Raw genomic sequence first — 21610 nt, 5'->3', positions numbered from 1 at the left:
GATCTCATCGCCGGTAAGCGGACTGTCCTGTTCGCGATGGCGCTTGCCCGCGCCGACGCCGCAGATCCGGCGGCAGCAGAACTGCTCCGCAACGGAATCGGCACCCAGTTGACCGACAACGAAGTCGACACTCTGCGTCAGGTGATCACCGATCTTGGCGCCGTCACCGACGTCGAAACGCAGATCGACACCCTCGTCGAGGCAGCTGCGAACGCCCTCGACTCGAGCACGGCAACGGCAGAGTCCAAGGCTCGCCTGACCGATATGGCGATCGCGGCCACGAAGCGAAGCTACTGACCGTGGCAGACGTGCACCGCACTCGAACCGTCAGCTCGCCGACCGATCGAGTCGTGATCGTCGGCGCAGGACTTGCCGGACTGTCTGCGGGGTTGTATCTGCGTGGCGCCGGCCGCGACGTCACGATCCTCGAGAGCAACGGCTCGGTCGGCGGGCGAGTCGGTGTCTACCAGGGCAGTGACTACAGCATCGACAACGGCGCAACGGTGCTCACGATGCCCGAACTCGTCGAAGACGCTCTTGCGGCCGTCGGCTCCGACCCCGACTCGACAAACCCCAAATTCGTTGTGCACAAGCTCGATCCGACGTACCACGCGCGATTCGCAGACGGCACCGCTCTCGATGTTCACGCCGACCCCGAAGACATGGCTGCCGAAGTCTCCCGTGTCTGCGGGCCGGAAGAAGCGCAGCGATACCGTGCGTTGCGGCGATGGCTGAACCGCATCTTCGACGCGGAATTCGACCGCTTCATGGACGCCGACTTCGATTCTCCCCTCGGACTGGTCAATTCGCGTGAAGCAGTCAAGGATCTGAGCCGACTCGTCGCACTGGGAGGATTCGGGAAACTGGGCGGGCAGGTGGATCGCAAGATCCGCGACCCTCGCCTCCGGCGGATCTTCACTTTCCAAGCGCTGTATGCGGGAGTTGCTCCGTCTCGAGCCCTCGCGGTGTACGGGGCGATCGCTCACATGGACACCTCACTGGGCGTCTACTTTCCCGAGGGCGGGATGCGCACGATCGCCGAGTCGATGGCCGACGCTTTCACCGAGGCCGGCGGAATTCTGCATCTCGGCCGCACGGTCGAACGACTCGAGGCGAGCGACCGTCGCGTGCGTGCCGTACACACACGCGACGGTGAGAGCTACGACTGTGATGTCGCAGTCCTCACCCCCGACATGGCCGTCACGGACTCCCTCTTGCGCCCGCATACGCGATTGCGCACGCGACCGGTGCGTACATCGCCGTCCGCGGTCGTGATTCACGGCACTGTTTCTTCAGCCGTCGCCGACGGATGGCCCGCGCAGCGACACCACATGATCGACTTCGGCGAGGCGTGGAAGCGCACCTTCGCCGAGATCACGGCACGCCGCGGCCGCGGGCAATTGATGAGTGATCCGTCACTGCTCGTCACCCGACCGGCGCAGACCGACCCGAGCCTGGCCTTCTCGCGAGACGGCCGGATCCGTGAACCGCTGTCAGTCCTCGCGCCGTGCCCGAATCTGGACAGTGCGCCGCTCGACTGGGCAGTTCTCGGCCCGGCCTACGTGCGTGAAATCATCCTCACGCTGCAAGAACGTGGCTATACGGGACTGGTCGAGGGGTTCGATATCGATCACGTCGACACCCCGCAGACCTGGCTCGAGAAGGGCATGGCCGCGGGTAGCCCGTTCGCGGCGGCACACACCTTCACCCAGACGGGGCCGTTCCGACGCAAGAACCTCGCCCGCGGCTTCGACAACGTCGTTCTCGCCGGATCGGGAACCGTTCCGGGGGTGGGAGTACCGACCGTTCTGCTGTCCGGCCGGCTCGCCGCCGAACGTATTACCGGTACACGCGAGCGAGCCAGCGCGGTGGGCACTCGTGCGAGCAACTAAACTAGCCCCTCGTAACCGACAATTCATCCACGATTCACCGACTCGGGCGCTGCATGCGCCGATCGACACCGATCTCCTCGGGGGAGGAACCTGCACCGATGACGTCCTCTGCCGCAGCCACTGAAAGACCGTGGCACCTAAGGGCCGCCAATTTCCTTCGGACTCCCGAAGGTCACAGTGCACTGCTCGGTTTCTTCGGCGCAGTCATGATCACGTTCGGCGGATTCGGTGCCGGTAGCGTCCGGCGCCAAGATCCGCTGCTCGAGTCGATGCATCTGTCCTGGCTCCGTTTCGGACACGGATCGATTCTGTCGGCGGCCATCGTCTGGATCGGTGTCCTGTGCATGATCGCTGCCTGGGTTCGACTGGGCCGCTCGACTCTGCGCGGTGACGTCTCGTTGCGCGGCCTGCGCTACGTCGTCCCGGTCTGGACGTTTCCGCTGCTGTTCGCGGTGCCCATGTTCAGCCGTGACGCCTACTCCTACCTGGCACAGGGCGCCTTGTTACGCAACGGCTTCGACCCGTATGCCGTCGGCCCCGTCGTCAATCCGGGAATCCTGCTCGACAACGTCTCCAACGTGTGGACGACGACAACTACCCCGTACGGCCCGGTTCACCTTCTCCTTGCCGACGCCATCGTTCGGCTGACCGGCGAGAACGTCATCGCCGGCACGATGCTGTTGCGGATCACGATGCTGCCCGGACTCGCCCTGATGATGTGGGCCGTTCCCCATCTCGCGACGAAGCTCGGCGGAAACACCTCGATCGCCCTGTGGCTCGCAGTACTCAATCCCCTCGTCCTGATCCACCTGATCGGCGGCGTTCACAACGAGATGCTCATGGTCGGCCTCATGGCCGCGGGCATTGCGCTCGCTCTCGAACGCAAGCACCTGTTCGGAATCGGGCTGATCGCACTCGCCGTCGCGATCAAGGCAACCGCGGGCGTCGCACTTCCCTTCATCGTCTGGATCTGGATGATCCACGAGCGGGAGGACGCGGCCGCGGCCGGGCGAGAACCGGCGTCACCGATCCGATCGTTCGTCAAAACGGCCGGTGCAGGTTTCGCGGTATTCGTGGCGGTACTCGGATCCACCTCACTGATCGCCGGCGTCGGCCTCGGCTGGACGACCGCACTCTCGGGTTCGGCAAAGATCATCAACTGGCTCTCGCTGCCCACGATCGTGGCGCACATCGGAACCATGGCCACCTCCTGGTTCGCCGGTGACCATTTCAACGACATCCTCGAAGTCTCCCGGACCATCTCGGCGGTTGTGTTGATCGCGATCATCGCCGTCGTGTGGTGGCGCTACCGCAAGTCCGAGCGCGACGCCGTCATGGGCATCGTGATCGTGATGGTCGCCATCGTCGTTCTGTCCCCCGCAGCACTCCCCTGGTACTACTCCTGGCCGCTGGCAGTAGCGGCCGGTTTCGCAATGTCGCCGACGACTCTCGCCGTACTGACAGGGCTGTCCACCTGGCTGATGCTGGTGTTCCAGCCTGACGGATCGATCGGCCTCTACACCTTCCCGCATGTGGCTCTGGCCATCGTCGCTGCCGTGATCGCGGCTATGTCCTTGCAGACGGAAGATCCACTCAGACTTCGTGGACGCAAACACGAGAAACCGATCGAAATGACGTCAGCCGCCTCGGCGCCCTCGACGTCAGAATCTGCGTGATCCGCGTGTCATGAACGCATTGTCTGCGTCCTATGAATTCTGCGAGGACGTGACGAGGGAACACGGCCGAACGTACTTTCTGGCCACTCGGTTGCTGCCCGAGCCTCGACGCCGCGCAGTTCACGCTCTCTACGCATTTGCTCGCGTCGTCGACGACGTCGTGGACGAACCCTCGGGTCCACATGAACGAGGCACGGTGCTCGCCGACGTCGAACGTGCAGCCGTCACCGCACTCGACAACCCCACTGCGACAGGTGGCTTGCCGTCGACGGTTCCCCTCGACCTGACACGCGTACTCCCTGCCTTCGCCGATGCTGTGAAGACGTTCGACATTCCGCGTGCATACTTCGACGCCTTCTTCGAGTCCATGCGGATGGACGCCCCCGACACCGCGAAGTTTCGACCCGTCTACAACACGATGGACGAGCTTGCCGAGTACATGTACGGCTCCGCCGTCGTCATCGGTTTGCAGATGCTCCCGATTCTCGGAGTGAGCGTTCCGCAGCAGGAAGCTGTAGTGCCCGCGTCGAATCTCGGTGAGGCGTTTCAGCTGACCAACTTCATCCGCGACGTCGGTGAAGACCTCGACCGGGGACGTCTGTACCTCCCGGCGGGCGAGTTCGCCGCATTCGGGGTCGACATCGAGATGCTCGAGCACGGGCGCAGAACCGGAACGGTGGACGTTCGGGTCAAGCGCGCGCTGGCACACTTCATTGCCGTGACGCGGGGGCGGTATCGGTCCGCCGAATCCGGCATCCCGATGCTCGATCGGCGGGTCCAGCCGTCGATCCGCACGGCTTTCGTGTTGTACGGAGCAATTCTCGACCAGGTCGAGCGCGCCGACTTCCGGATACTGCATCGACGAGTGTCCGTTCCCGGACGCACGCGACTTCGAGTCGCTGCGCCGGGTCTGGTCCGGTCGGCAACCTACGCGGCGAAAAACCGCATGAGGTGAGTTGTCAGAAGGCCGGCATCTCAGAAAGCCATGGCCTGTGCGCGGCGGATGACCTCACGCGCGAGATCACCATGCAGTGCGTCCACCGGGCGCCCCGGCAGGGAATCGTCGGCCAGGAACAACCAGCGGAGGATTTCGATATCGGTGTAGCCGCCGTCGTGCAGCACCGCCAGCAGACCGGGCAACCACTTGACGATCTGGCCGTCCTCACCGAAGAACACTTCGGGGACACCGAGAACGCCATGCCGCTTGACTGCGATGATCTTGTGATCGCGAAGCAACTGGTGAACCTTGCTCACCGGCAACCCGACGTTCTTCGCCACATCCACCAGCTGGAACAGGGAAACCGAAGAATCCAGGACATCATCACAATAAGGAATCGCGCTCACCGCGAGAAGTTTATCCGGTCCGGCGAGCCCGCTGTGTACCGCCCGGTGCAGTGCTCGAAACCGCCGCTCCGCTTGGGTCACAGCGCTCTGTGACGTTCTCGAGACTTCCGCGTCGGTATCGCTGGCTACGATGGACGGGATGCGGCGTATCAGTAACCGGGATTTCGTGAACCGGGATTTCGTGAACCGGGATTTCGTGGTGACCGCGAATCGGCGCCCGTACGGCGGGGGCCACTACTTACATGCTGACAGCTACCGCCCAGAGCACAACCACACAGAGCACAACCACACAGATCGCAACCACACAGATCGCAAGCACGGAGGAATAGTCATTACGGAGGTCGAGGGTTGATCGGCGAAATGCTCGAGCGCCGCTATCGAGTGGACGCACCGATCGCGCGCGGCGGTATGTCGACCGTGTATCGAGGCCTCGATACACGGTTGGATCGACCTGTCGCTATCAAGGTGATGGACCCGCAATTTGCCGGCGATCCAGCGTTCCTGACTCGTTTCGAGTTCGAGGCCCGGGCCGTGGCCAGACTCAAGCATCCGTCCCTTGTGGCCGTCTACGACCAGGGCAGCGATCGCAATCACGTGTTCCTCGTGATGGAACTCGTCGACGGTGGAACTTTGCGCGAACTCCTTCGTGAGCGCGGACCGATGCCGCCTCACGCCGTCGCTGCAGTCGTGGCACCTGTCCTGGACGCGTTGGCGGTGGCGCATCGAGCGGGACTGGTTCACCGTGACGTCAAACCCGAGAACATCTTGATCTCGGACACCGGCGAAGTGAAGATCGCCGACTTCGGATTGGTGCGTGCAGCCGCGGCAGCAACCACCACCTCCAACAGCGTGATCCTCGGCACCGCAGCCTATCTGTCGCCGGAACAGGTGACGTCAGGAATTGCCGACACTCGAAGCGACGTCTACTCGACCGGCGTGTTGATGTTCGAACTTCTCACCGGTACAACACCGTTCACCGGTGATACGTCACTCTCCATCGCCTACCAACGCATCCACGACGATGTCCCGCGCCCCGGTTCACGCATCCCCGGTGTACCGGCACAGTTCGATCGCCTGGTTGCCGAAGCCACTCACCGCGAGCCGGCACATCGTTTCGCCGACGCTGGTGAGATGGCAGCTGCACTTCGCAGTGTGAGCGAACAACTGGAACTTCCGTCATACCGCGTTCCGGCTCCGCGTCGAAGCGCCCAGCACCAGAGCGCGCAGGTTGCCCCGGCTCGGCCACAACCGGCGCCTGCGCCCCCGACGGATGTACACCCGAACTCTGCTGCGCGCCCGAACCCTGGTGCCACGACGGTATTGGCGTCCGGCGTGGCCCCGGCTGCGGCAGCCACTACGGCGCTCGGCACGGGCTCTCCTCCCCCCGGCGGCATTCAGCACACTCGCGCGGTCACCGCACAAACTGCTCGTCCGGCGACGGTCGACGGCGACTCGGATTTCGACGACGGTTCCGATTTCGGCGACGACCAACTGGGACCTGACGATCCGCACGCTCATTTTGTCGAAGCACGACGCAAGTCTCGACGAGCCACCCTGATCTGGCTGCTCGTCATCGCGGTCCTCGCGCTTGCGTTGGGCTTCGGCGGATGGTGGATGGGCTCGGGCCGCTATACAGCTGTTCCCTCGATCGACGGGCTGACCAAGGACACTGCGGTCACCGCTCTGCAGGACGCCGGGCTCTCCCCCGAGGTCCAGGGTCAGTACTCCGACGCCCAACCCATCGACACGGTGATCGGGACAGACCCGGCCTCCGGCTCCAGGGTTACCAAAGGCTCGACCGTCGCGCTGCTGACTTCGCTCGGGCGTCCGACTGTTCCGCCCATTCCGGCCGGCGGCGACGTCTCGGCCCTGGGCGCACAACTCGCCGACCGTACTCTCGTCGCGGTCGACGGCGGGGACACATTCAGCTCCAAGATCCCGATCGGCGGCGTGGCGGCGCTCGACCCGGCGCCGGGAACCGAGGTTGCCGTGGGCTCCTCGGTCAAGGTCATCACGTCCAAAGGGTCACCGCCCGTTGACATTCCCGATGTGAAGGGCATGTCCGAGAACGCTGCGCGCGCCGCCCTCGACAAGGTAGGTATCTCCGTCAGCACCACCAGAACAACGTTCGACGACGCCGTCGAGGGCGGTAGCGTGATCGGCACAGATCCCGCAGTCGGGTCCTCCGTCAACGCCGGCACCTCCGTTGTTCTCCTCATCTCCGACTCCGTCAAGGTTCCCTCGCTGATCGGCCGCTCCGTCTCCTCAGCACGCGAAGAACTCGGCCGCCTCGGCCTCGAGATCACCGTGCGTCAGCTCACCCAGAACGACAGCTCGGTCATCATCAGCCAGAGCGTCAAGAACGACCTCGTTGCCAAGGGCACCGACATCAGCGTCGTCGCAATTCCCTGACAGTCCGCTTCGGCCTAGTCTGAATTCATGGCCACGTGGGAACCCGAGAGCATAGGGATACTCGACTTGCCGTCGGGGAGATCGATTCGGGGTCGAGGACTCCGCAATCCACTTCCTTCCGGGCCTCTCCCCACCTTCGGTGTCTACCTGACCGGTAAAGAACCTCCCGCCACCGAGTGGAATTCGGTGTGGGTCCGCTGGCGAGATTTCTGGTTGCCGAGCGATCCCGACGCGCTGCGCAGCGCCTTGCACGAAGTGTGGGTGCGTTCGGAAACCGAAAGAGTCGAGATCGCGTGCGGTGGCGGATTCGGCCGCACCGGAACAGCTTTGGCCGCTCTTGCCATTATGGACGGAGTGCCGAGTAAGGACGCCACCGCGTACGTTCGCGCACGCTACTCACCTCGCGCCGTCGAAATGCCCTGGCAGCGCCGATTCGTCACACGATTCATGACATAGCGAACGCCCCCACCTGCGCGAGCGGGTGAGGGCGTTTGCCGAAAATCAGTGCCGGTGCGAATCAGCTTCGGCGAAGCAGGGTTTCAGCCTCGCAGCATCTCGGCCACGAGGAACGCGAGCTCCAACGACTGTTGGGTGTTCAATCGGGGGTCGCACGCCGTCTCGTAGCGACCACCGAGATCGAGGTCGGAGATGTCCTGTGCGCCGCCGAGGCACTCGGTGACGTTCTCACCGGTCAGCTCGACGTGGATACCACCCGGATGCGTGCCGAGGCCGTTATGGACCTCGAAGAAGCCCTGAACCTCGTCGACGATGCGATCGAAGTGGCGCGTCTTGTACCCGGTGGAGGCTTCGTGGGTGTTGCCGTGCATCGGATCGCACTGCCAGATGACCTGGTGGCCGGTGGCCTGGACCTTCTCGATGATCGCCGGCAGCAGGTCGCGGACCTTGCCGTTGCCCATGCGCGAGATCAGAGTCAGTCGACCCGGCTTGTTGGTGGGGTCGAGACGCTCGACATATTCCACCGCCATTTCCGGCGTGGTGCTCGGACCGATCTTGAGGCCGATCGGGTTGGAGACCAACTCGGCGAAGGCGATGTGCGCGCCGTCGAGCTGACGGGTGCGGTCACCGATCCAGAGGAAGTGGGCCGACAGGTCGTAGAGCTTGGGGTGGTCGCTGTCGTTGTCGAGACGCAGCATCGCGCGCTCGTAGTCCAGAACCAGGGCCTCGTGGCTGGCAAAGATCTGTGCCTGGTGCAGGCTCGGATCGGTGACGCCACACGCGTTCATGAACTGCAGGCCGCGGTCGATCTCGGCTGCCAGTTGCTCGTAGCGTGCGCCCGCCGGCGAAGCTGCGACGAACTCGCGGTTCCAGTCGTGCACCTTGTGCAAATCGGCCATACCGGCGCCGGTGAGCGCGCGAACCAGGTTCATCGCGGCGCTGGCGTTGGCGTATGCGCGCACCAGACGCGAAGGATCGTGCGCACGGACTGCCTCGTCGGCGACGAGCGAATTGATCATGTCGCCGCGGTACGACTTGAGCCCCAGCGAGTCGATGTCGGCAGAACGCGGCTTGGCGTACTGGCCGGCGATGCGAGCAACCTTGACGACCGGCATCGAGGAACCGTAGGTGAGCACGACGGCCATCTGCAGCAACGTGCGAATGTTTCCCTTGATGTGCGGCTCGGTGTTGTCCGCAAATGTCTCGGCGCAGTCACCGCCCTGGAGCAGGAATGCTTCACCACGCGCGACCTGCGCGAGACGCTCTTGCAGCGCCTCGACCTCGCTGGCCACCGTGATGGGAGGCACGCTCTCGAGCACAGTCCGCATGGCGGCCGCCTGGTCAGCGGGCCACGAGGGCTGCTGAGCAGCGGGCTTCGCAAGTGCCTCGTCGAGCTGCTTACGCAGTCCGGCAGGCAGCGGCGGGAGTTCGGGCAAGCGGTCGATCGGCACGTCGACAGTCCAGTTCACCTCTACAGGATATTCGCTCGCCCGTCGGCGCGTCACACAGGCTCTCGATCGCAGCCCAATCGGGACACTTCTCGCGCACCGAAACCTGAGTCAGCGAAGTGAACGTGCTGCCGAAATCGCGTCGAACTTCACGAGGTTGTGCCTGGCGTCGGCAAGTGCGTCGTGTGCGTCGGCGGGCGCTGACGGGAGGGCAGGACTGCCGTTGTCTTCCCAGAACTGTCGGAGTTCGCGGGTGTACCGCGGCATCGACTGCGGTAGTTCGGTCATATCGCCCCACAACTGGCACAGCGCGACGTGGTCGTATGCGGCTACCCACGCCCAGAGCTCCGGAACGACCATCGGCCGCGGAACGAAGAATTTCAGAAGATCGTCGCGGATCTTCTCGCGTGATTTCCACAGCGGCGACGAAGGCTGCGGCAACTTCGGCAGCACGTTCTTGCGCACCCAACTACCGGCACGGGCGGGATCGAACTCCGTCGAGACCGCGTAATACTCTCGGCCGTCCTCGCAGACAACGCCGATGGACACGAGATCGATGGTTCGACCGTCTTCGATGAATTCACAGTCGTAGAAGTAGCGCACGTCCGAAAACTATGCCGCACGCGCAGGCTCTGGAGCCAATGCGCGTGCGGCAGGTGTGGGAAATCTCTAGCTGGCCTGTGCGTCCGGGAGCGAATCCTTGTCGGTCTTCGCGGACTCCTTCGACTCGGCCGAGACCACGAGATCAACAACCGACTCGCCGCCTTCCGCCGGAACATCGACGGCAGCTTCGGGTTTCGTGGGCGCCTGGTTCTTGAGGCTCGCCGCGTAGATGTCCACGTACTCCTGACCGGAGAGTTTCATCAGCTTGTACATCACTTCGTCGGTCACAGCCCGCTCGACGAAGCGGTTTCCGCCCATGCCTTCGAAGCGGGAGAAATCGATGGGTTCACCGACGATCACGGTGACCTTCGCGGGGCGCCACATCCGTGAGCCGATCGGATTCATCTTGTCGGTACCGACCATCGCAACCGGGATCACCTTGACGCCCGATTCGAGCGCGAGGCGCGCCATTCCGGTCTTGCCCTTGTAGAGACGACCGTCAGGCGAACGCGTTCCTTCGGGGTAGATACCCAGCAGACTGCCCGAACCGAGAACCTTGAGACCGGCGTTGAGCGCATCCTGCGCCGCGTCCGCGCCGGTTCGGTCGATGGGGACCTGTCCGACCGCGGTGAAGAACCACTTCTGGAAGGCGCCCTTCAGGCCGGAACCGGTGAAGTACTCGCTCTTGGCAAGGAAGGTGATACGGCGGTTGACGCGAAGCGGAAGGTAGAACGAGTCCAGAACCGCCTGGTGATTGCTGGCCAGAATGGCCGCGCCGTCAGTCGGAATGTTCTCGTGACCTTTGACCGTCGGACGCCCGAGCAGCCAGAGAATCGGCCCCAGCAACACATACTTGAAGAGCCAATACCACACGGCGTCCCTCCCATTCACAGCTGAATTTCGCTGAGTACGACCTTACTGCCGACCGGTAACCCCCGCTACACACGCCCCTGGAGGATCGACCCGATCACAGTCCGGCAGACGTGGTTCCAGCGCCGTCGACCCCACCGAGATCCTGAGGCACGACCGAACGCGCCAATGCGGCGGCGCCCACCATGCCCGCAGCTTCGCCGAGTTGAGCCGAACGGATTCGTGCCAGCGGGCGGTGCTTCGCGCCGGTCAACAATGTCGCGTACTGCTCACGGGCGTCGTCGAGAAACAGTGGGGCAGAACTCGCGACGCCGCCTGCGATCACGACCAGATCGGGATCGTAGACGTCCCCGACCATCGCCAATCCGACGGCCAGCCAACGGGTGAACTCGGCAATGGTTGCCAGAGCGAGTGGGTCACCGTCCTGCGCGGCGTTGGCGATCCGGCGACCGGTGAGGGAACCCGGATCCACCGCTACTTCGCGCGCCAGAACCGTCGACGCAGCCGGGTCGGCGGCCAGCAGTTCGATTGCCGTGTCCACGAGCGCCGTTCCGCTGCAATAGCGCTCCCAACACCCACGCTTGCCACACGCACACTGACGCCCGCCTGGCACGACCTGGATGTGGCCGAGTTCGGGGGCGACGCCGTGACTGCCCCGGTACAGCTCACCGTTGATCAGCAGCGCGCCGCCGATTCCGGTCCCGATTGCCACCATCACGACATTGCGGCCACCTGCGGCCGCGCCGAATCGGTGCTCCGCGAACGCCGCTGCATTGGCGTCGTGCTCGAGAACGACCGGCAATCCGAGCCGCTTGCTCAAGTCACTGCCCACCGGCGCGTCCACCCAGGGCAAGTGCGGCGCGAACCGAACCGAGCTTCGATCGGAGGTGATGAAACCGGCGACCGCCAACCCCACGGCAGATACCTCGTGCCGGGTGACCAGTTCGCGTACGACGCGATCGAGGCCGTCTTCGAGAGCGCGTGCGGACTGCGGGGTCGGGGCTTGAATCATCTCGAGCACTTGTCCGTCGACGTCCACGACGGAGGCCCTGATGCTCGTTCCGCCGACGTCGATGCCGACCGTCAAGATGTCGTCCATGGTGGAGTCGGAGACCGCTTTCAAGCGGCGCGCGCTCATCGCGCCAATTCCCGCGCGAGCGGCGCCCGCTGGAGTGCGCACCCTGTATCGGTGCCTCGTGCGTCGGTGACCATTGTGTCGATTGTGCTCATCTCGGGCCGTCAGCTCTACCCGGGGTACTAAGTCAGTCCTTGACCGTCACGTTGATCGGGACAAATGCCGCCGTTCGAGTTCGCTCGGCACCTGGCGTCGTCGCTCCGGTGTCCGGTCCGCGATCCGGGCCGGACGGCCCCCCGAGAAACTCGTCGAGAATCTCGCGAAGCAATGCGAGGAACGCGGCTGCGTGACCCGCGAGAAACGCCAGTAGTTCGTGGTGCTCACCGCGAACCAGTGCAGCGAGAGCGCACACCGGGCACCAACTGCAGCCAGTGAACACCGGCTGCGTGTCCGCTGACGCCGAGTCACCCGCAACGTCGGCCGTCGCTGCTGCAGCCTTTTGCAAGACCGGTTCCAGGCGCGTCAGAACGGTATCCGCCAGCGCGCGAAATTCCGCGACGAGGCGCTCGTGCTCTTCGCTCATACTGGCCACACCGCGGGATCCGGGCTGAACCGGATGATCAGGTAACTGCCGTCCAACTCCGCCCCGTTCACGACACAACGACGCAGCACCGACGCCAAACGAACTCTGCGTCGTACGCCGTCTGCTCCCACCAGCACATCGTCCTCCACCCGGCCCAACGACAACGACGACGGATCCACGAGCGGAAGGTACATCCGCATCACGTACACCGAATCGACTCCGGCCCCCGACTCCAACGACACCACGATGTTGTCCGCGGTGTCGACAGCGTCGATTGTGTCGACGGTGTCCGAATCCGTGCCCGTTCCACCCTCGAACGTGGCCGCGATCTCGCCCAGAGCCGCCAACCCTACCGGTTCGGCGCAGGCGCGCTCGACCGTTGTGACGGACATTCCATCAGTCGATCCACGCAATTCGTCGACGACGAGTGCCTGTGACGCCCTGATCGAAGCGAGCCATTGTGCCGCCGGCGAATCGTCGACACCCTTCCCGGCCGACGAGTTGAACTGCGGGACAATGTTGTTGACCATAATCCCGTCGACTCGCAATCCGGCCAGAGCCAGACCGGACAGCGTCCGGCGAGTCGCCGCGGCCGACACGCCATCGGCCGACGTCACAACGCGCACGCTGGTGTTCTCCCGATCCGAGAGGTGAACGGCGATTCGATCCACCGACGCGAGCACGCGTTCGATGACGGACACGAGTAGCAACACTCGCATGTCCGAGCCTGTCACGGCGACCATCCGCCTGTGCCGCGGCCACAATCGCTCGAGATACTCCGACACCATCGACGGCGACCCGAGGATCCGCAGCGCTTCGGCTGCGGCCGGACAGTCCACGATCACGAGGTCGTAGTCACCGCTGCTCGAGATATCGACGATCTCGGAGAGTCCGAGTATGTCTTGGATCCCCAGGGATCCCGTCAACTCTTCCGGTTCCAACCCTTCGAACGACGAACCGTGTTCGTGATCTCCCGCTCCGAAATTTCCTGCAGCATCGATCAATCCCGACAGTCCTCGGAACTTTTCCTCGAGGAGCTCGGAAGTGTCGAGTTGCCGGACGTCGAGGCGCTCGGTGAGAGGTGTAGTCGTTCGCAGCGCCGGCACGCCCACGACATCCGCGAGAGAACCTGCCTGATCGATCGACACCAAAAGCACTCGTGCCCCGTCGGACGCAGCCGACACAGCCGTCGCCGAGGCAAGCGTCGTCGTGCCTGCTCCGCCTTTACCGACGAACAGTTGGACGCGAGATCGTTGCTCCGGCACTCAGCCCTCGACTCGCTTCTTCAGTTCTTTCAGAGCTGTGTCGGTAATGATCTTCTCGGCCTTGCGCTTGAAGAGACCGATCATCGGGATCGTCAGGTCGACCGTCAACTCGTAGGTGACAGAGGTGGTGCCGTTCGGGCCGGGCTCGAGTGTGTACGAACCGAATTGGGACTTCTGGATCTCACCCGAGATCAGCTCCCAGCTCACCGCCATACCGTCCGGCGCCCACGAATACTGCAGTTCGTAGGTGTCCTTCACCATCCCCGCGTCGAGGACAAAACGCACTCGGTCCGCGCGGCCGCCCTGCCCCGGCGCCGTCACCTCGACGGACTTCGCCGCGGCCACCCATTCGGGGTACTGCGCGAAATCGGCGATGACGTCCATCACGGCGTCGGCAGGGGCGTCGATGCTGATCAACCCCTTGGTCTTCTCGGCCATACGACTGCGCTACCTTCCTTCGTCAAAAGTCCAGAACCTGCACAACGAGCACTACTTCGATTATCAGTCCGGTGCTACCCCGGCGGCACGTCCCGCTTCGAGTTCGCGCTTGAGCTGGAAGGACATGACCTTGCCGTCGACCCGACGCTCTCGGTTCATCCCGGCGAGGTCGAGGTTCGCCAGATCCGACGGTGATACGCCGACCGGTTCACAGTGCAGGAAGTAGTGCGCGATCGTCCCGTCCATGACCGGTTCGAGCCACACCTCCATGGTGCCGACCAGCTGACCGGACACTCCCCAACGGAATCCTGCGGGACCGCGATCTTCCCGGACTTCGAGCGCAAGATCACTGAACCAGCGACGCCACCGCGCGCGCGAGGACAACAGTTCGGCGACCCGCTCGGGCGGGGCGGCGATGAAAGTCTGGTCTGCGACCTGAATGCTGCTCACCGAAGTAGCTTCACATATCGCGTCGGCGAAGCGTCGGGGGGTGTCGCACCACTACATACCGGACAGACTGTAAGCCTGGCCACAACTGCGTCGGACATGCGACTACAGTAGGAGACGAAAACCCTACTCGTCAGTATTTCGCAGTGTCGGAGGTATTTCGTGCCTGAGTTCAGCGCACCCCAGACGTTCACCATTCCCGAGGATGCCTCCGCGGTCGACTCGGTCTTCGCCTTCGCGAAGACGAAGCCGGCGGCGGTTGTCTACAAGCGCAAAGTCGGAAATGCATGGGTCGATGTCACTGCAGGCGATTTCGCCGCCCAGGTGACTGCAGTCGCCAAGGGCCTCATCGCGATCGGCGTCAAGCAGGGCGACCGCGTCGGCCTCATGTCGGCGACGCGTTTCGAATGGCCGCTCGTCGACTACGCCATCTGGGCAGCCGGTGGCGTGACGGTTCCGATCTACGAAACCTCCGCAGCCGAGCAGGTTCGTTGGATTCTCGAGGACTCAGAAGCAATCGACCTCATCGTCGAGAACGACACGCACGCCGCGACCGTGAAGGACGTCGCTGCAGCCGCACCCGCGCTGCGCACGGTCTACCAGATCGATGCCGCGGCGGGCGGTAAGGGTGTCGTCGAGGAATTGACCGCACTGGGCGCCGACATCTCCGACGAGGACGTCCACGCCCGCGTCGCTGCACTGAAGGCCTCCGATCCCGCGACCCTGATCTACACCTCGGGCACCACTGGCCGACCCAAGGGCTGCCAGCTGACGCACTCCAACCTCATTGCGGAGTCGAAGGGCATCCTCGACTCCAACCTCGGGACGCTGCTCAAGACTCCCGGCGTTCGCACCCTGATGTTCTTGCCGCTCGCGCACGTTCTCGCTCGCGCAGTCAGCATCGCGTCGTTCGATGCCGGTGCAGCGCTTGGACACACGAGCGACATCCCGAACCTCGTTCCGACGTTCGGCGAGTTCAAGCCCGACTTCATCCTCTCGGTGCCGCGCGTATTCGAGAAGGTCTACAACAGCGCACGCGCCAAGGCGCACGGTGACGGCAAGGGCAAGATCTTCGACGCGGCCGCAGACACCGCGGTCGCGTGGAGCGAGGCTCAGGACAAGGGCGGCGCGGGCATCGTTCTCAAGGCCAAGCACGCCCTCTTCGACAAGCTCGTGTACTCGAAGCTGCGCGCTGCACTCGGTGGACAGTGCCAGCTGGCCATTTCCGGTGGTGCACCCCTGGGCGCTCGACTCGGCCACTTCTTCCGCGGTATCGGCGTCACGATCTACGAGGGCTACGGACTGACCGAGACCACCGCAGCGTTCGCCGTCAACACCATCGGCGCACAGAAGGTCGGCTCTGTCGGAAAGCCGTTGGCCGGCAACTCCGTTCGCATTGCCGAAGACGGCGAAATCCTCCTCTCGGGACCGGTGGTCTTCACCGGCTACTGGCGCAACGAGAAGGCGACCGCCGAGTCGATCGAGAACGGCTGGTTCCACACCGGAGACCTGGGCACCGTCGACAAGGACGGCTACATCACGATCACCGGTCGCAAGAAGGAAATCATCGTCACGGCAGGCGGCAAGAACGTCTCCCCCGCTCAGCTCGAAGATTCCCTTCGCGCACACCCCCTGATCAGCCAGGCCATCGTGGTCGGCGACCAGAAGCCTTTCATCGGCGCTCTCATCACCATCGACGCCGAGGCACTTCCCGCCTGGAACGAGCGCAACAACAAGGCCGCGGGAACCACAGCTGCCGACCTGGTTTCGGACGGCGAACTGGTCGGTGAAATCCAGGACGCCATCGACGAGGCCAACAAGCTCGTCTCACACGCCGAGGCGATCAAGAAGTTCCGCATTCTTCCGGTCGACTTCTCCGAGGACACAGGCGAACTCACGCCCACGATGAAGCTCAAGCGCAACGTCGTGCACGAGAGCTTTGCCGCCGACATCGAAAAGATCTACGCCAAGTAGGTTTTCGGCAAGCAGCTTCTCGCAGCCGCAACGAACGGCCCGCACCGAATTCGGTGCGGGCCGTTTGCGTTCGAGTCCCGGTGGCTCAGCCGAGCAGATTACGCAGCTTCGAAGCGAGCGTGTCCCACTTCCAGTCTTCGGCAACCCACGCCCGGCCGGCGGCTCCCATCGCGGCCGCTCGATCACGATCGGACAGCACCTCGATCACGGATTCGGCGACGTCGCGAACAGAGGTGCCGTCGACCACGAGCCCGGTCTTGTTCTGCTGCACGGTTTCCGGAGCGCCACCACTGCGGCCGGCGATGACCGGAACGCCGGTCGCCGAGGCCTCGAGGTAGACGATTCCCAGTCCTTCGACATCCAATCCCGCGCCTCGCGTGCGACACGGCATGGCAAACACGTCGGCAATCGTGTGGTGAGCCGCCAACTCTGCGGCGGGCACCGTGCCGGTGAAGACGACGTGATCGTCCATCCCGGTCTTACGTGTCAATTGACGGAGGTGGTCCTCGTACGGTCCACCGCCGACTATCACCAGTACCGCCCCGTCGACGCTCTTGCGAATGGTCGGCAGCGCCTTGATGAGCATGTCCTGCCCCTTGCGTGGCACGAGCCGCGACAGGCACAGGATCGTGGGCCGCTCCCCCAGCCCGTATCGCTTGCGCAGTTCTGCGCGGGCGACCGAGTCCGGGTGGAACACCGACGTGTCCACTCCGGACGGAAGGTGCTCGAGCGCCGCTTGCGGGCCGAAAGCCGCCGAGAACCGTCCACGGGTGTATTTGCTGACAAACGTCACCGCATCCGTGTGATCGCCGATCACACGCAACGACTGCCGCGCACCGGGAATCATCGACCACCCGACCTCGTGGCCGTGAGTACTCGCGATCACTCGGCTCGCTCCGGCGCGTCGAACAACCGGCGCCAACAGCGCCAAGGGCGCTGCCGCACCGAACCACACCGACTCACAGTCGTGCTTCTTGACCAGCTTCGCGGCCCGACGAGCAACAAAGGGCGACGGCAGCATCAGTGTCGTCGGGTGCCGAACGACCTCGAAAGGCTGTGCCGCATCGAACTTCTTGTGCGAGTCGCCCCGCCACCGCGGTGCGTACACCACCAACTTGTCCGCCGGCAGGTGCCCGGCAAACGTGTGGAGATAAGACTGGATACCTCCGGGGCGAGGAGGAAAATCGTTGGTCACCAAGAGGGTCCGGCGCATCCGTCCACCGTAGGGCACGCTGTGCTTGGAGTCGTGACAAGGGCACGCAGTGCTTCGAGACTTGCGAAGCTCACCTCGCCGAGTCGAACGTCCAGCCGCAAACCGCTCAGCCCAGATGGCTGTTGGTCCAGTCGACCCATCCGACTCGCAGTTCCTCGGTTCCGACGCCGAGGACCGCTCGGATCCGCGAGTCGAGGTCTTCGGCCGTCATCTTTCCGGAGGCGAGGGCGCGAAAGAGGTCGGTCAGCTTCGCCTCGCCGAATCGATCAGCGATATACGCGTTGATAGACCACGCCGATTCGTACGCCAGTGAACTCACGACCGGGACACCGCCGAACTGTGTGTCGTCCGGAAACTCTGTCGGAGTATCGCCGGAGCGGACCGCTGCTGCCAGAGTCGGCGCGATCTCACCCCAGGCCCGCGAGGATCCACGATTTCCCGCGTATTCGGCGAACCCTTCCAACACCCACATCGGCGACCCGTCACGGGTTTTCGATCGGGCGGCTATGTGCATGAGCTCGTGGCGCAACACCGTTCGCCTGGTGATGTCGGTCAGCCTCGAAGCCGCGGCAGGTGAGAAGACCACCCGCTGGCCGCTCACGTCGGAAGACCCGTCCGCCGTTGCATCCGCGACCGACACTGCGGCAATCGAAGCGCCGTCGTGATGGGAGCCGACCAGTGCGGTGAACTCCTCCGCGGACCCCGCCACCATGAGCACCGCGCGCTCGGACCACCACGGCCCCCACAACTGCGTCGTGTTCTCGATGGCTGAGTCCACATCGGCCGCCAAAGCGTCGACGAACGCCTGCTGACCCGGGTGACCGATCACGAGTGCATTGCCCGCGGTATTTTCGGCGACGGCCAGCGGCCCGAAGTCCCAAGGGCCGTTCCAGGATTCGCCCGCCGTTCGGGCTCCGTCCAGTCCGACGATCGACCCGTCCGCAAGAACCGACCACTGATCGCCGCGTTTCGCGAGCGTCATGGACACTGCCTTGCGAGTGGGCAATGCGTCAACGCCGTCGAGGGCGTATCGCAACAGGACCTGCGCATTCCAGACCTCGACGTCTCCGTCCGGTGCACCGGTTCGCGGCGCCGGTGTCAGGCCGCCGCTGGGAATCTCGTATCCCCAGTCGGCAAAGTCGAGCGCTCCCGCAGCGGTGGCTCGTCGAACTTCCGCTTCGAGCACACCGGGTGCCGCAGCACTGTCGACGAACTTCGCCAGCCCCGACGGATCGTCGGACATCTGCGCCGCAGCCCATGCATCGAGAAATGCTTGTACCTGCGCGGTGCGTTCGGCGTCCTGTTCACTGGCCACATTTTCGTCGGAATCGGACCTGTTCGTCAGGAAGATCGTCAAACCGAGCACGAGCACCACGGCAACGCCGAGCGCCACGAGGGCTGGATACTCCCAACGGCGTGGTCGATCTGCGCCGACGTCGGGCGTCGTCATCGGTTCAGTCGGCACGGTGCCGAGTGTAGGAGAACTCGACTCGACGCTTCACGGCGGCTGGCCACACGCCGCTCGGGCGCAGCAAGCCGTCAGTAACGACGCGCAGTGGAGAACTCCATGCCTGCCATCGACTGAACCTTCACCGGTACGCCGAACGTCGACGCATGCAGAATGTTTCCGTCGCCGGCGTAGATACCGACATGCGAGTTGTCGCTGTAGAAAGTCACGACGTCACCGGGCTGTAGTTGGTCCCTCGACACCGGTACGCCGCCCTGCGCCTGCGCCTGGCTCGAACGCGGCAGAGTCTTCCCGATTTGCTTGTAGGCCCATACGACCAGACCTGAGCAGTCGAACTCGTTCGGGCCGGTCGCGCCCCAGACATACGGGTCACCGATCCGCGTGAGGCCTGCCTGCAGAGCAGCAGCACCCGAACCAGGCGTCAAGTTAGCTAGAATTTTGCTGAGATCGACGTCCGGCGGGAATGGCGTACCGCTCAGTTGGTTACGCTCGTCGTCGGTGAGGCTCTGGAAAGCTTTGGTCACGTCGGCGATCTGCGTCTGCAGTTCACTCTGCTTGCGCTGCAAATCGTCACTGAGTGCGCGGGCTTGATCGGCGGCGGTCCGCGCTTCTTCGGCCGAACGCTTCGATGCTTCCGAGGCGGCACGCGCTTCGGCAGTGGCTTGGTTGAACTGTGAGACCTGCACTGCCGCGTCGTTGGAAATCACGTCCAGCGCGGACATCTGATCGAGCAACTGCTGCGGCGAGTCGCTCACCATCAACGCAAAGAGGCGATTGGTCCGCGCACCCTGGTAATTCGCTGTGGCAATACGGTTTACCGCCGGAGCGAACTCGGCGACACGTGCCGAAGCCGCGTCGAGAAGACCCTGATCGGCTGCCGAACGCGCGTCCGCATCATTCGCGACCGCCAGCTTCGCGTCGAGGTCGATCTGTGCGTTGTGCAGCGCTTCGTTGGTCTGCTCGGATACCCGGGAGAGTTCACCGAGCTTGTCGAGCGCCTCGGTGGGGTTGGTGATGACGGGGTCGGCACCGGCCTGCATCGAAGGCCCTGCGACGAGTCCGAACGCCAGCACTCCCACTGTCAATGCGGCGCGTACTCGACTGTTGTTTTTCGATGAAACCACGGAATGCAACTCTCCGTCTCGGTGAAGCGACGTCGACCGGGACCGGTCGACGATCTGTTAGCTGGCTGTCAACTATCCACAGTACCTGTCTCGGCCGCGCAATGTCTCGATAAGGTTACGGAACGGCATACGTTTGTGTCTACTCGCCGGTAGGCGTGTCGGGGTGAAGTACCGGGCGAATTGTCGCGAAACGAAAATGTGGGCCTCGAATCAAAGATTCGAGGCCCACATTCGAAGATCCGGAGCTCCCCCGAGCTCCGCCGCCTTGCAGCGGCGGATCGTTCCGACCGTCTACCGGAGACAGCCGTCGAGCGTGTTCAGAAATCAGTAACGGCGAGCACCGTCGTACGGCATCGAGGACACCGGTGCGAGCTTCACGGGCTGACCAGCGGTCGACGCGTGGATGACATTGCCGTTGCCAGCGTAGATGCCCGAGTGCGATCCGCCGTAGAAGGAGATCACGTCGCCGACCTGAAGATCGGACTGTGAAACGGCAACGCCGGCTGCGGCCTGGTCGTAGCTCGTGCGAGGCAGGTTCAGACCAGCCTGCTTGTATGCCCACTGGACCAGACCGGAGCAGTCGAATGCGTCCGGGCCCGATGCGCCGTACACGTACGGGGAGCCCAGCTTGCTCTCTGCGGCGCGAACTGCCTGCTCACCAACACTGGAGATGGGAGCGGCCGGAGCGGCCGGTGCGATGTCGGTGATGCCCGGGATGACCGGCAACTGAGGAATAGAAACGCCCGGAACCTCGAAGGTGCCGACGCCGGGGATGGTGATGGGGTCTGCCGAGGCAGGTGCAGCGGTTGCAGCAAATGCTCCGACTGCGAGCGCGCCGGCTACTGCCAACTGCGCTGAACGCTTGAAACTCTGTGACGCCACTTAAGGGGTGCTCCATTTCTTCCATTCATCCGCCGACCGAGTTAGCTGACGGGTTCGGGCTGGGAAGATCAGCCCTACCCGCGTGGTCCGCAGCGATCATGCGTGCTGCACCCCAGGCGGGATTCACCCCAGTGGAAACTTGGGTTCCCGGTTCGGGTTCCTCGCGGAGATCCCGATTAGGCGGTTCCTGACGATGCCGGTCCTGTTTGGTCCGGCAAGACTTCGTTAGGTCTCAGGAAGGTTACGAAATGATCGCGACGATGTCGACCGCTTCGTGACAATCGCGCCCGATTCGCCGGAAATCATGCTGCCGCGCCCGCGATACGCCGGACGGGTCACGAAGAGATAACAACAGGTCTGTTCGGCGAGGCTCACCTGGCCCGCAAACCTGCGCTTGCTACCCACTGGCAAGGGTCACCAAACCCGACAATCCGATCTTC

General features: G+C 63.9%; 19 protein-coding genes, 1 pseudogene and 1 riboswitch. Of the genes and pseudogenes, 7 read left to right on the top strand and 13 right to left on the bottom strand.

Going from position 1 to position 21610, the window contains the following annotated elements:
* From ABX74_RS00880 to ABX74_RS00865, 4 genes and pseudogenes are all read left to right on the top strand, one after another.
* A pseudogene (locus ABX74_RS00880) lies at positions 1–297 on the top strand (polyprenyl synthetase family protein); the annotation flags it as partial.
* A 2-nt stretch (positions 298–299) separates the two neighbouring features.
* Positions 300–1892, top strand: a complete 1593-nt coding sequence (crtI, locus tag ABX74_RS00875; protein ID WP_047888006.1) for a phytoene desaturase family protein — start codon at positions 300–302, stop codon at positions 1890–1892.
* Between the two features lie 98 nt (positions 1893–1990).
* Positions 1991–3568: an alpha-(1->6)-mannopyranosyltransferase A gene (locus ABX74_RS00870; RefSeq protein WP_139148524.1), complete on the top strand. Its 1578-nt coding sequence runs from the start codon at positions 1991–1993 to the stop codon at positions 3566–3568.
* A gap of 10 nt (positions 3569–3578) precedes the next feature.
* Positions 3579–4523: a phytoene/squalene synthase family protein gene (locus ABX74_RS00865; protein ID WP_047888004.1), complete on the top strand. Its 945-nt coding sequence runs from the start codon at positions 3579–3581 to the stop codon at positions 4521–4523.
* A 20-nt stretch (positions 4524–4543) separates the two neighbouring features.
* Here ABX74_RS00865 and ABX74_RS00860 read toward each other — a convergent pair whose 3' ends face one another.
* The gene (locus tag ABX74_RS00860; RefSeq protein ID WP_020969869.1) at positions 4544–4912 is read right to left on the bottom strand and encodes an Rv2175c family DNA-binding protein; all 369 of its coding nucleotides are present in this window, start codon (positions 4910–4912) and stop codon (positions 4544–4546) included.
* A gap of 348 nt (positions 4913–5260) precedes the next feature.
* On the opposite strand from ABX74_RS00860, the gene pknB reads away from it, so the two are divergent.
* Both pknB and ABX74_RS00845 read left to right on the top strand, forming a co-directional pair.
* A complete protein-coding gene (pknB, locus tag ABX74_RS00850) occupies positions 5261–7324 on the top strand; it encodes a Stk1 family PASTA domain-containing Ser/Thr kinase (protein WP_024487850.1) in 2064 nt (687 codons plus the stop codon).
* A 27-nt stretch (positions 7325–7351) separates the two neighbouring features.
* Positions 7352–7780: a protein-tyrosine phosphatase family protein gene (locus ABX74_RS00845; protein ID WP_047888002.1), complete on the top strand. Its 429-nt coding sequence runs from the start codon at positions 7352–7354 to the stop codon at positions 7778–7780.
* Positions 7781–7863: 83 nt separating this feature from the next.
* On the opposite strand, the gene ABX74_RS00840 is transcribed toward ABX74_RS00845, so the two are convergent.
* The 8 genes from ABX74_RS00840 to ABX74_RS00805 form a co-directional block, all read right to left on the bottom strand.
* Positions 7864–9249: a class II 3-deoxy-7-phosphoheptulonate synthase gene (locus ABX74_RS00840; RefSeq protein WP_007730070.1), complete on the bottom strand. Its 1386-nt coding sequence runs from the start codon at positions 9247–9249 to the stop codon at positions 7864–7866.
* Between the two features lie 90 nt (positions 9250–9339).
* On the bottom strand, positions 9340–9831 hold the full coding sequence (locus tag ABX74_RS00835) for a polyadenylate-specific 3'-exoribonuclease AS (protein WP_003941683.1): 492 nt from the start codon (positions 9829–9831) through the stop codon (positions 9340–9342).
* A 66-nt stretch (positions 9832–9897) separates the two neighbouring features.
* Positions 9898–10704, bottom strand: coding sequence for a lysophospholipid acyltransferase family protein (locus ABX74_RS00830; RefSeq protein ID WP_020969874.1), 807 nt, complete (start codon positions 10702–10704; stop codon positions 9898–9900).
* Between the two features lie 94 nt (positions 10705–10798).
* Complete coding sequence (locus ABX74_RS00825) at positions 10799–11839, bottom strand: ROK family protein (RefSeq protein ID WP_020969875.1); 1041 nt, start codon at positions 11837–11839, stop codon at positions 10799–10801.
* Between the two features lie 124 nt (positions 11840–11963).
* Positions 11964–12359 carry a hypothetical protein gene (locus ABX74_RS00820; RefSeq protein ID WP_047888001.1) on the bottom strand — a complete coding sequence of 132 codons (396 nt, stop codon included), beginning with the start codon at positions 12357–12359 and terminating at the stop codon, positions 11964–11966.
* Positions 12356–13624: an ArsA family ATPase gene (locus ABX74_RS00815; protein WP_021344584.1), complete on the bottom strand. Its 1269-nt coding sequence runs from the start codon at positions 13622–13624 to the stop codon at positions 12356–12358. The genes ABX74_RS00820 and ABX74_RS00815 overlap by 4 nt, the downstream gene beginning before the upstream one ends.
* Complete coding sequence (locus tag ABX74_RS00810) at positions 13625–14062, bottom strand: SRPBCC family protein (RefSeq protein ID WP_019748898.1); 438 nt, start codon at positions 14060–14062, stop codon at positions 13625–13627.
* Between the two features lie 63 nt (positions 14063–14125).
* Entirely contained in the window at positions 14126–14512 is a 387-nt protein-coding gene (locus ABX74_RS00805) for a polyketide cyclase / dehydrase and lipid transport (RefSeq protein ID WP_047888000.1), read from the bottom strand.
* A gap of 159 nt (positions 14513–14671) precedes the next feature.
* On the opposite strand from ABX74_RS00805, the gene ABX74_RS00800 reads away from it, so the two are divergent.
* Positions 14672–16483 carry an AMP-dependent synthetase/ligase gene (locus ABX74_RS00800; RefSeq protein ID WP_047887999.1) on the top strand — a complete coding sequence of 604 codons (1812 nt, stop codon included), beginning with the start codon at positions 14672–14674 and terminating at the stop codon, positions 16481–16483.
* Positions 16484–16568: 85 nt separating this feature from the next.
* On the opposite strand, the gene ABX74_RS00795 is transcribed toward ABX74_RS00800, so the two are convergent.
* The 4 genes from ABX74_RS00795 to ABX74_RS00780 all read right to left on the bottom strand — a co-directional run bounded on the left by ABX74_RS00795 (position 16569) and on the right by ABX74_RS00780 (position 21170).
* Positions 16569–17696 (bottom strand): glycosyltransferase family 4 protein, encoded by a 1128-nt coding sequence (locus tag ABX74_RS00795; protein ID WP_021334103.1) that lies wholly within the window; start codon positions 17694–17696, stop codon positions 16569–16571.
* 106 nt (positions 17697–17802) lie between these two features.
* Positions 17803–19161 carry a hypothetical protein gene (locus ABX74_RS00790; protein ID WP_223257793.1) on the bottom strand — a complete coding sequence of 453 codons (1359 nt, stop codon included), beginning with the start codon at positions 19159–19161 and terminating at the stop codon, positions 17803–17805.
* A gap of 74 nt (positions 19162–19235) precedes the next feature.
* Positions 19236–20288 carry a C40 family peptidase gene (locus tag ABX74_RS00785; RefSeq protein ID WP_020969878.1) on the bottom strand — a complete coding sequence of 351 codons (1053 nt, stop codon included), beginning with the start codon at positions 20286–20288 and terminating at the stop codon, positions 19236–19238.
* Between the two features lie 324 nt (positions 20289–20612).
* Complete coding sequence (locus tag ABX74_RS00780) at positions 20613–21170, bottom strand: C40 family peptidase (RefSeq protein ID WP_019748904.1); 558 nt, start codon at positions 21168–21170, stop codon at positions 20613–20615.
* Positions 21171–21184: 14 nt separating this feature from the next.
* Positions 21185–21363, bottom strand: a riboswitch (cyclic di-AMP (ydaO/yuaA leader).
* Positions 21364–21610: the final 247 nt, after the last annotated feature.

The sequence above is a fragment of the Rhodococcus sp. ARP2 genome (assembly GCF_001029585.1).
Classification (GTDB): domain Bacteria; phylum Actinomycetota; class Actinomycetes; order Mycobacteriales; family Mycobacteriaceae; genus Rhodococcus_F; species Rhodococcus_F erythropolis.
This window is presented reverse-complemented; position numbering and strand designations above follow the sequence as displayed.

Coding starts and splice junctions, on each gene's coding strand:
- ABX74_RS00870 (WP_139148524.1), top strand. CDS start 1,991: ATGACGTCCTCTGCCGCAGCCACTGAAAGACCGTGGCACCTAAGGGCC.
- ABX74_RS00865 (WP_047888004.1), top strand. CDS start 3,579: ATGAACGCATTGTCTGCGTCCTATGAATTCTGCGAGGACGTGACGAGG.
- ABX74_RS00845 (WP_047888002.1), top strand. CDS start 7,352: ATGGCCACGTGGGAACCCGAGAGCATAGGGATACTCGACTTGCCGTCG.
- ABX74_RS00825 (WP_020969875.1), bottom strand. CDS start 11,839: ATGAGCGCGCGCCGCTTGAAAGCGGTCTCCGACTCCACCATGGACGAC.
- ABX74_RS00820 (WP_047888001.1), bottom strand. CDS start 12,359: ATGAGCGAAGAGCACGAGCGCCTCGTCGCGGAATTTCGCGCGCTGGCG.
- ABX74_RS00810 (WP_019748898.1), bottom strand. CDS start 14,062: ATGGCCGAGAAGACCAAGGGGTTGATCAGCATCGACGCCCCTGCCGAC.
- ABX74_RS00795 (WP_021334103.1), bottom strand. CDS start 17,696: ATGCGCCGGACCCTCTTGGTGACCAACGATTTTCCTCCTCGCCCCGGA.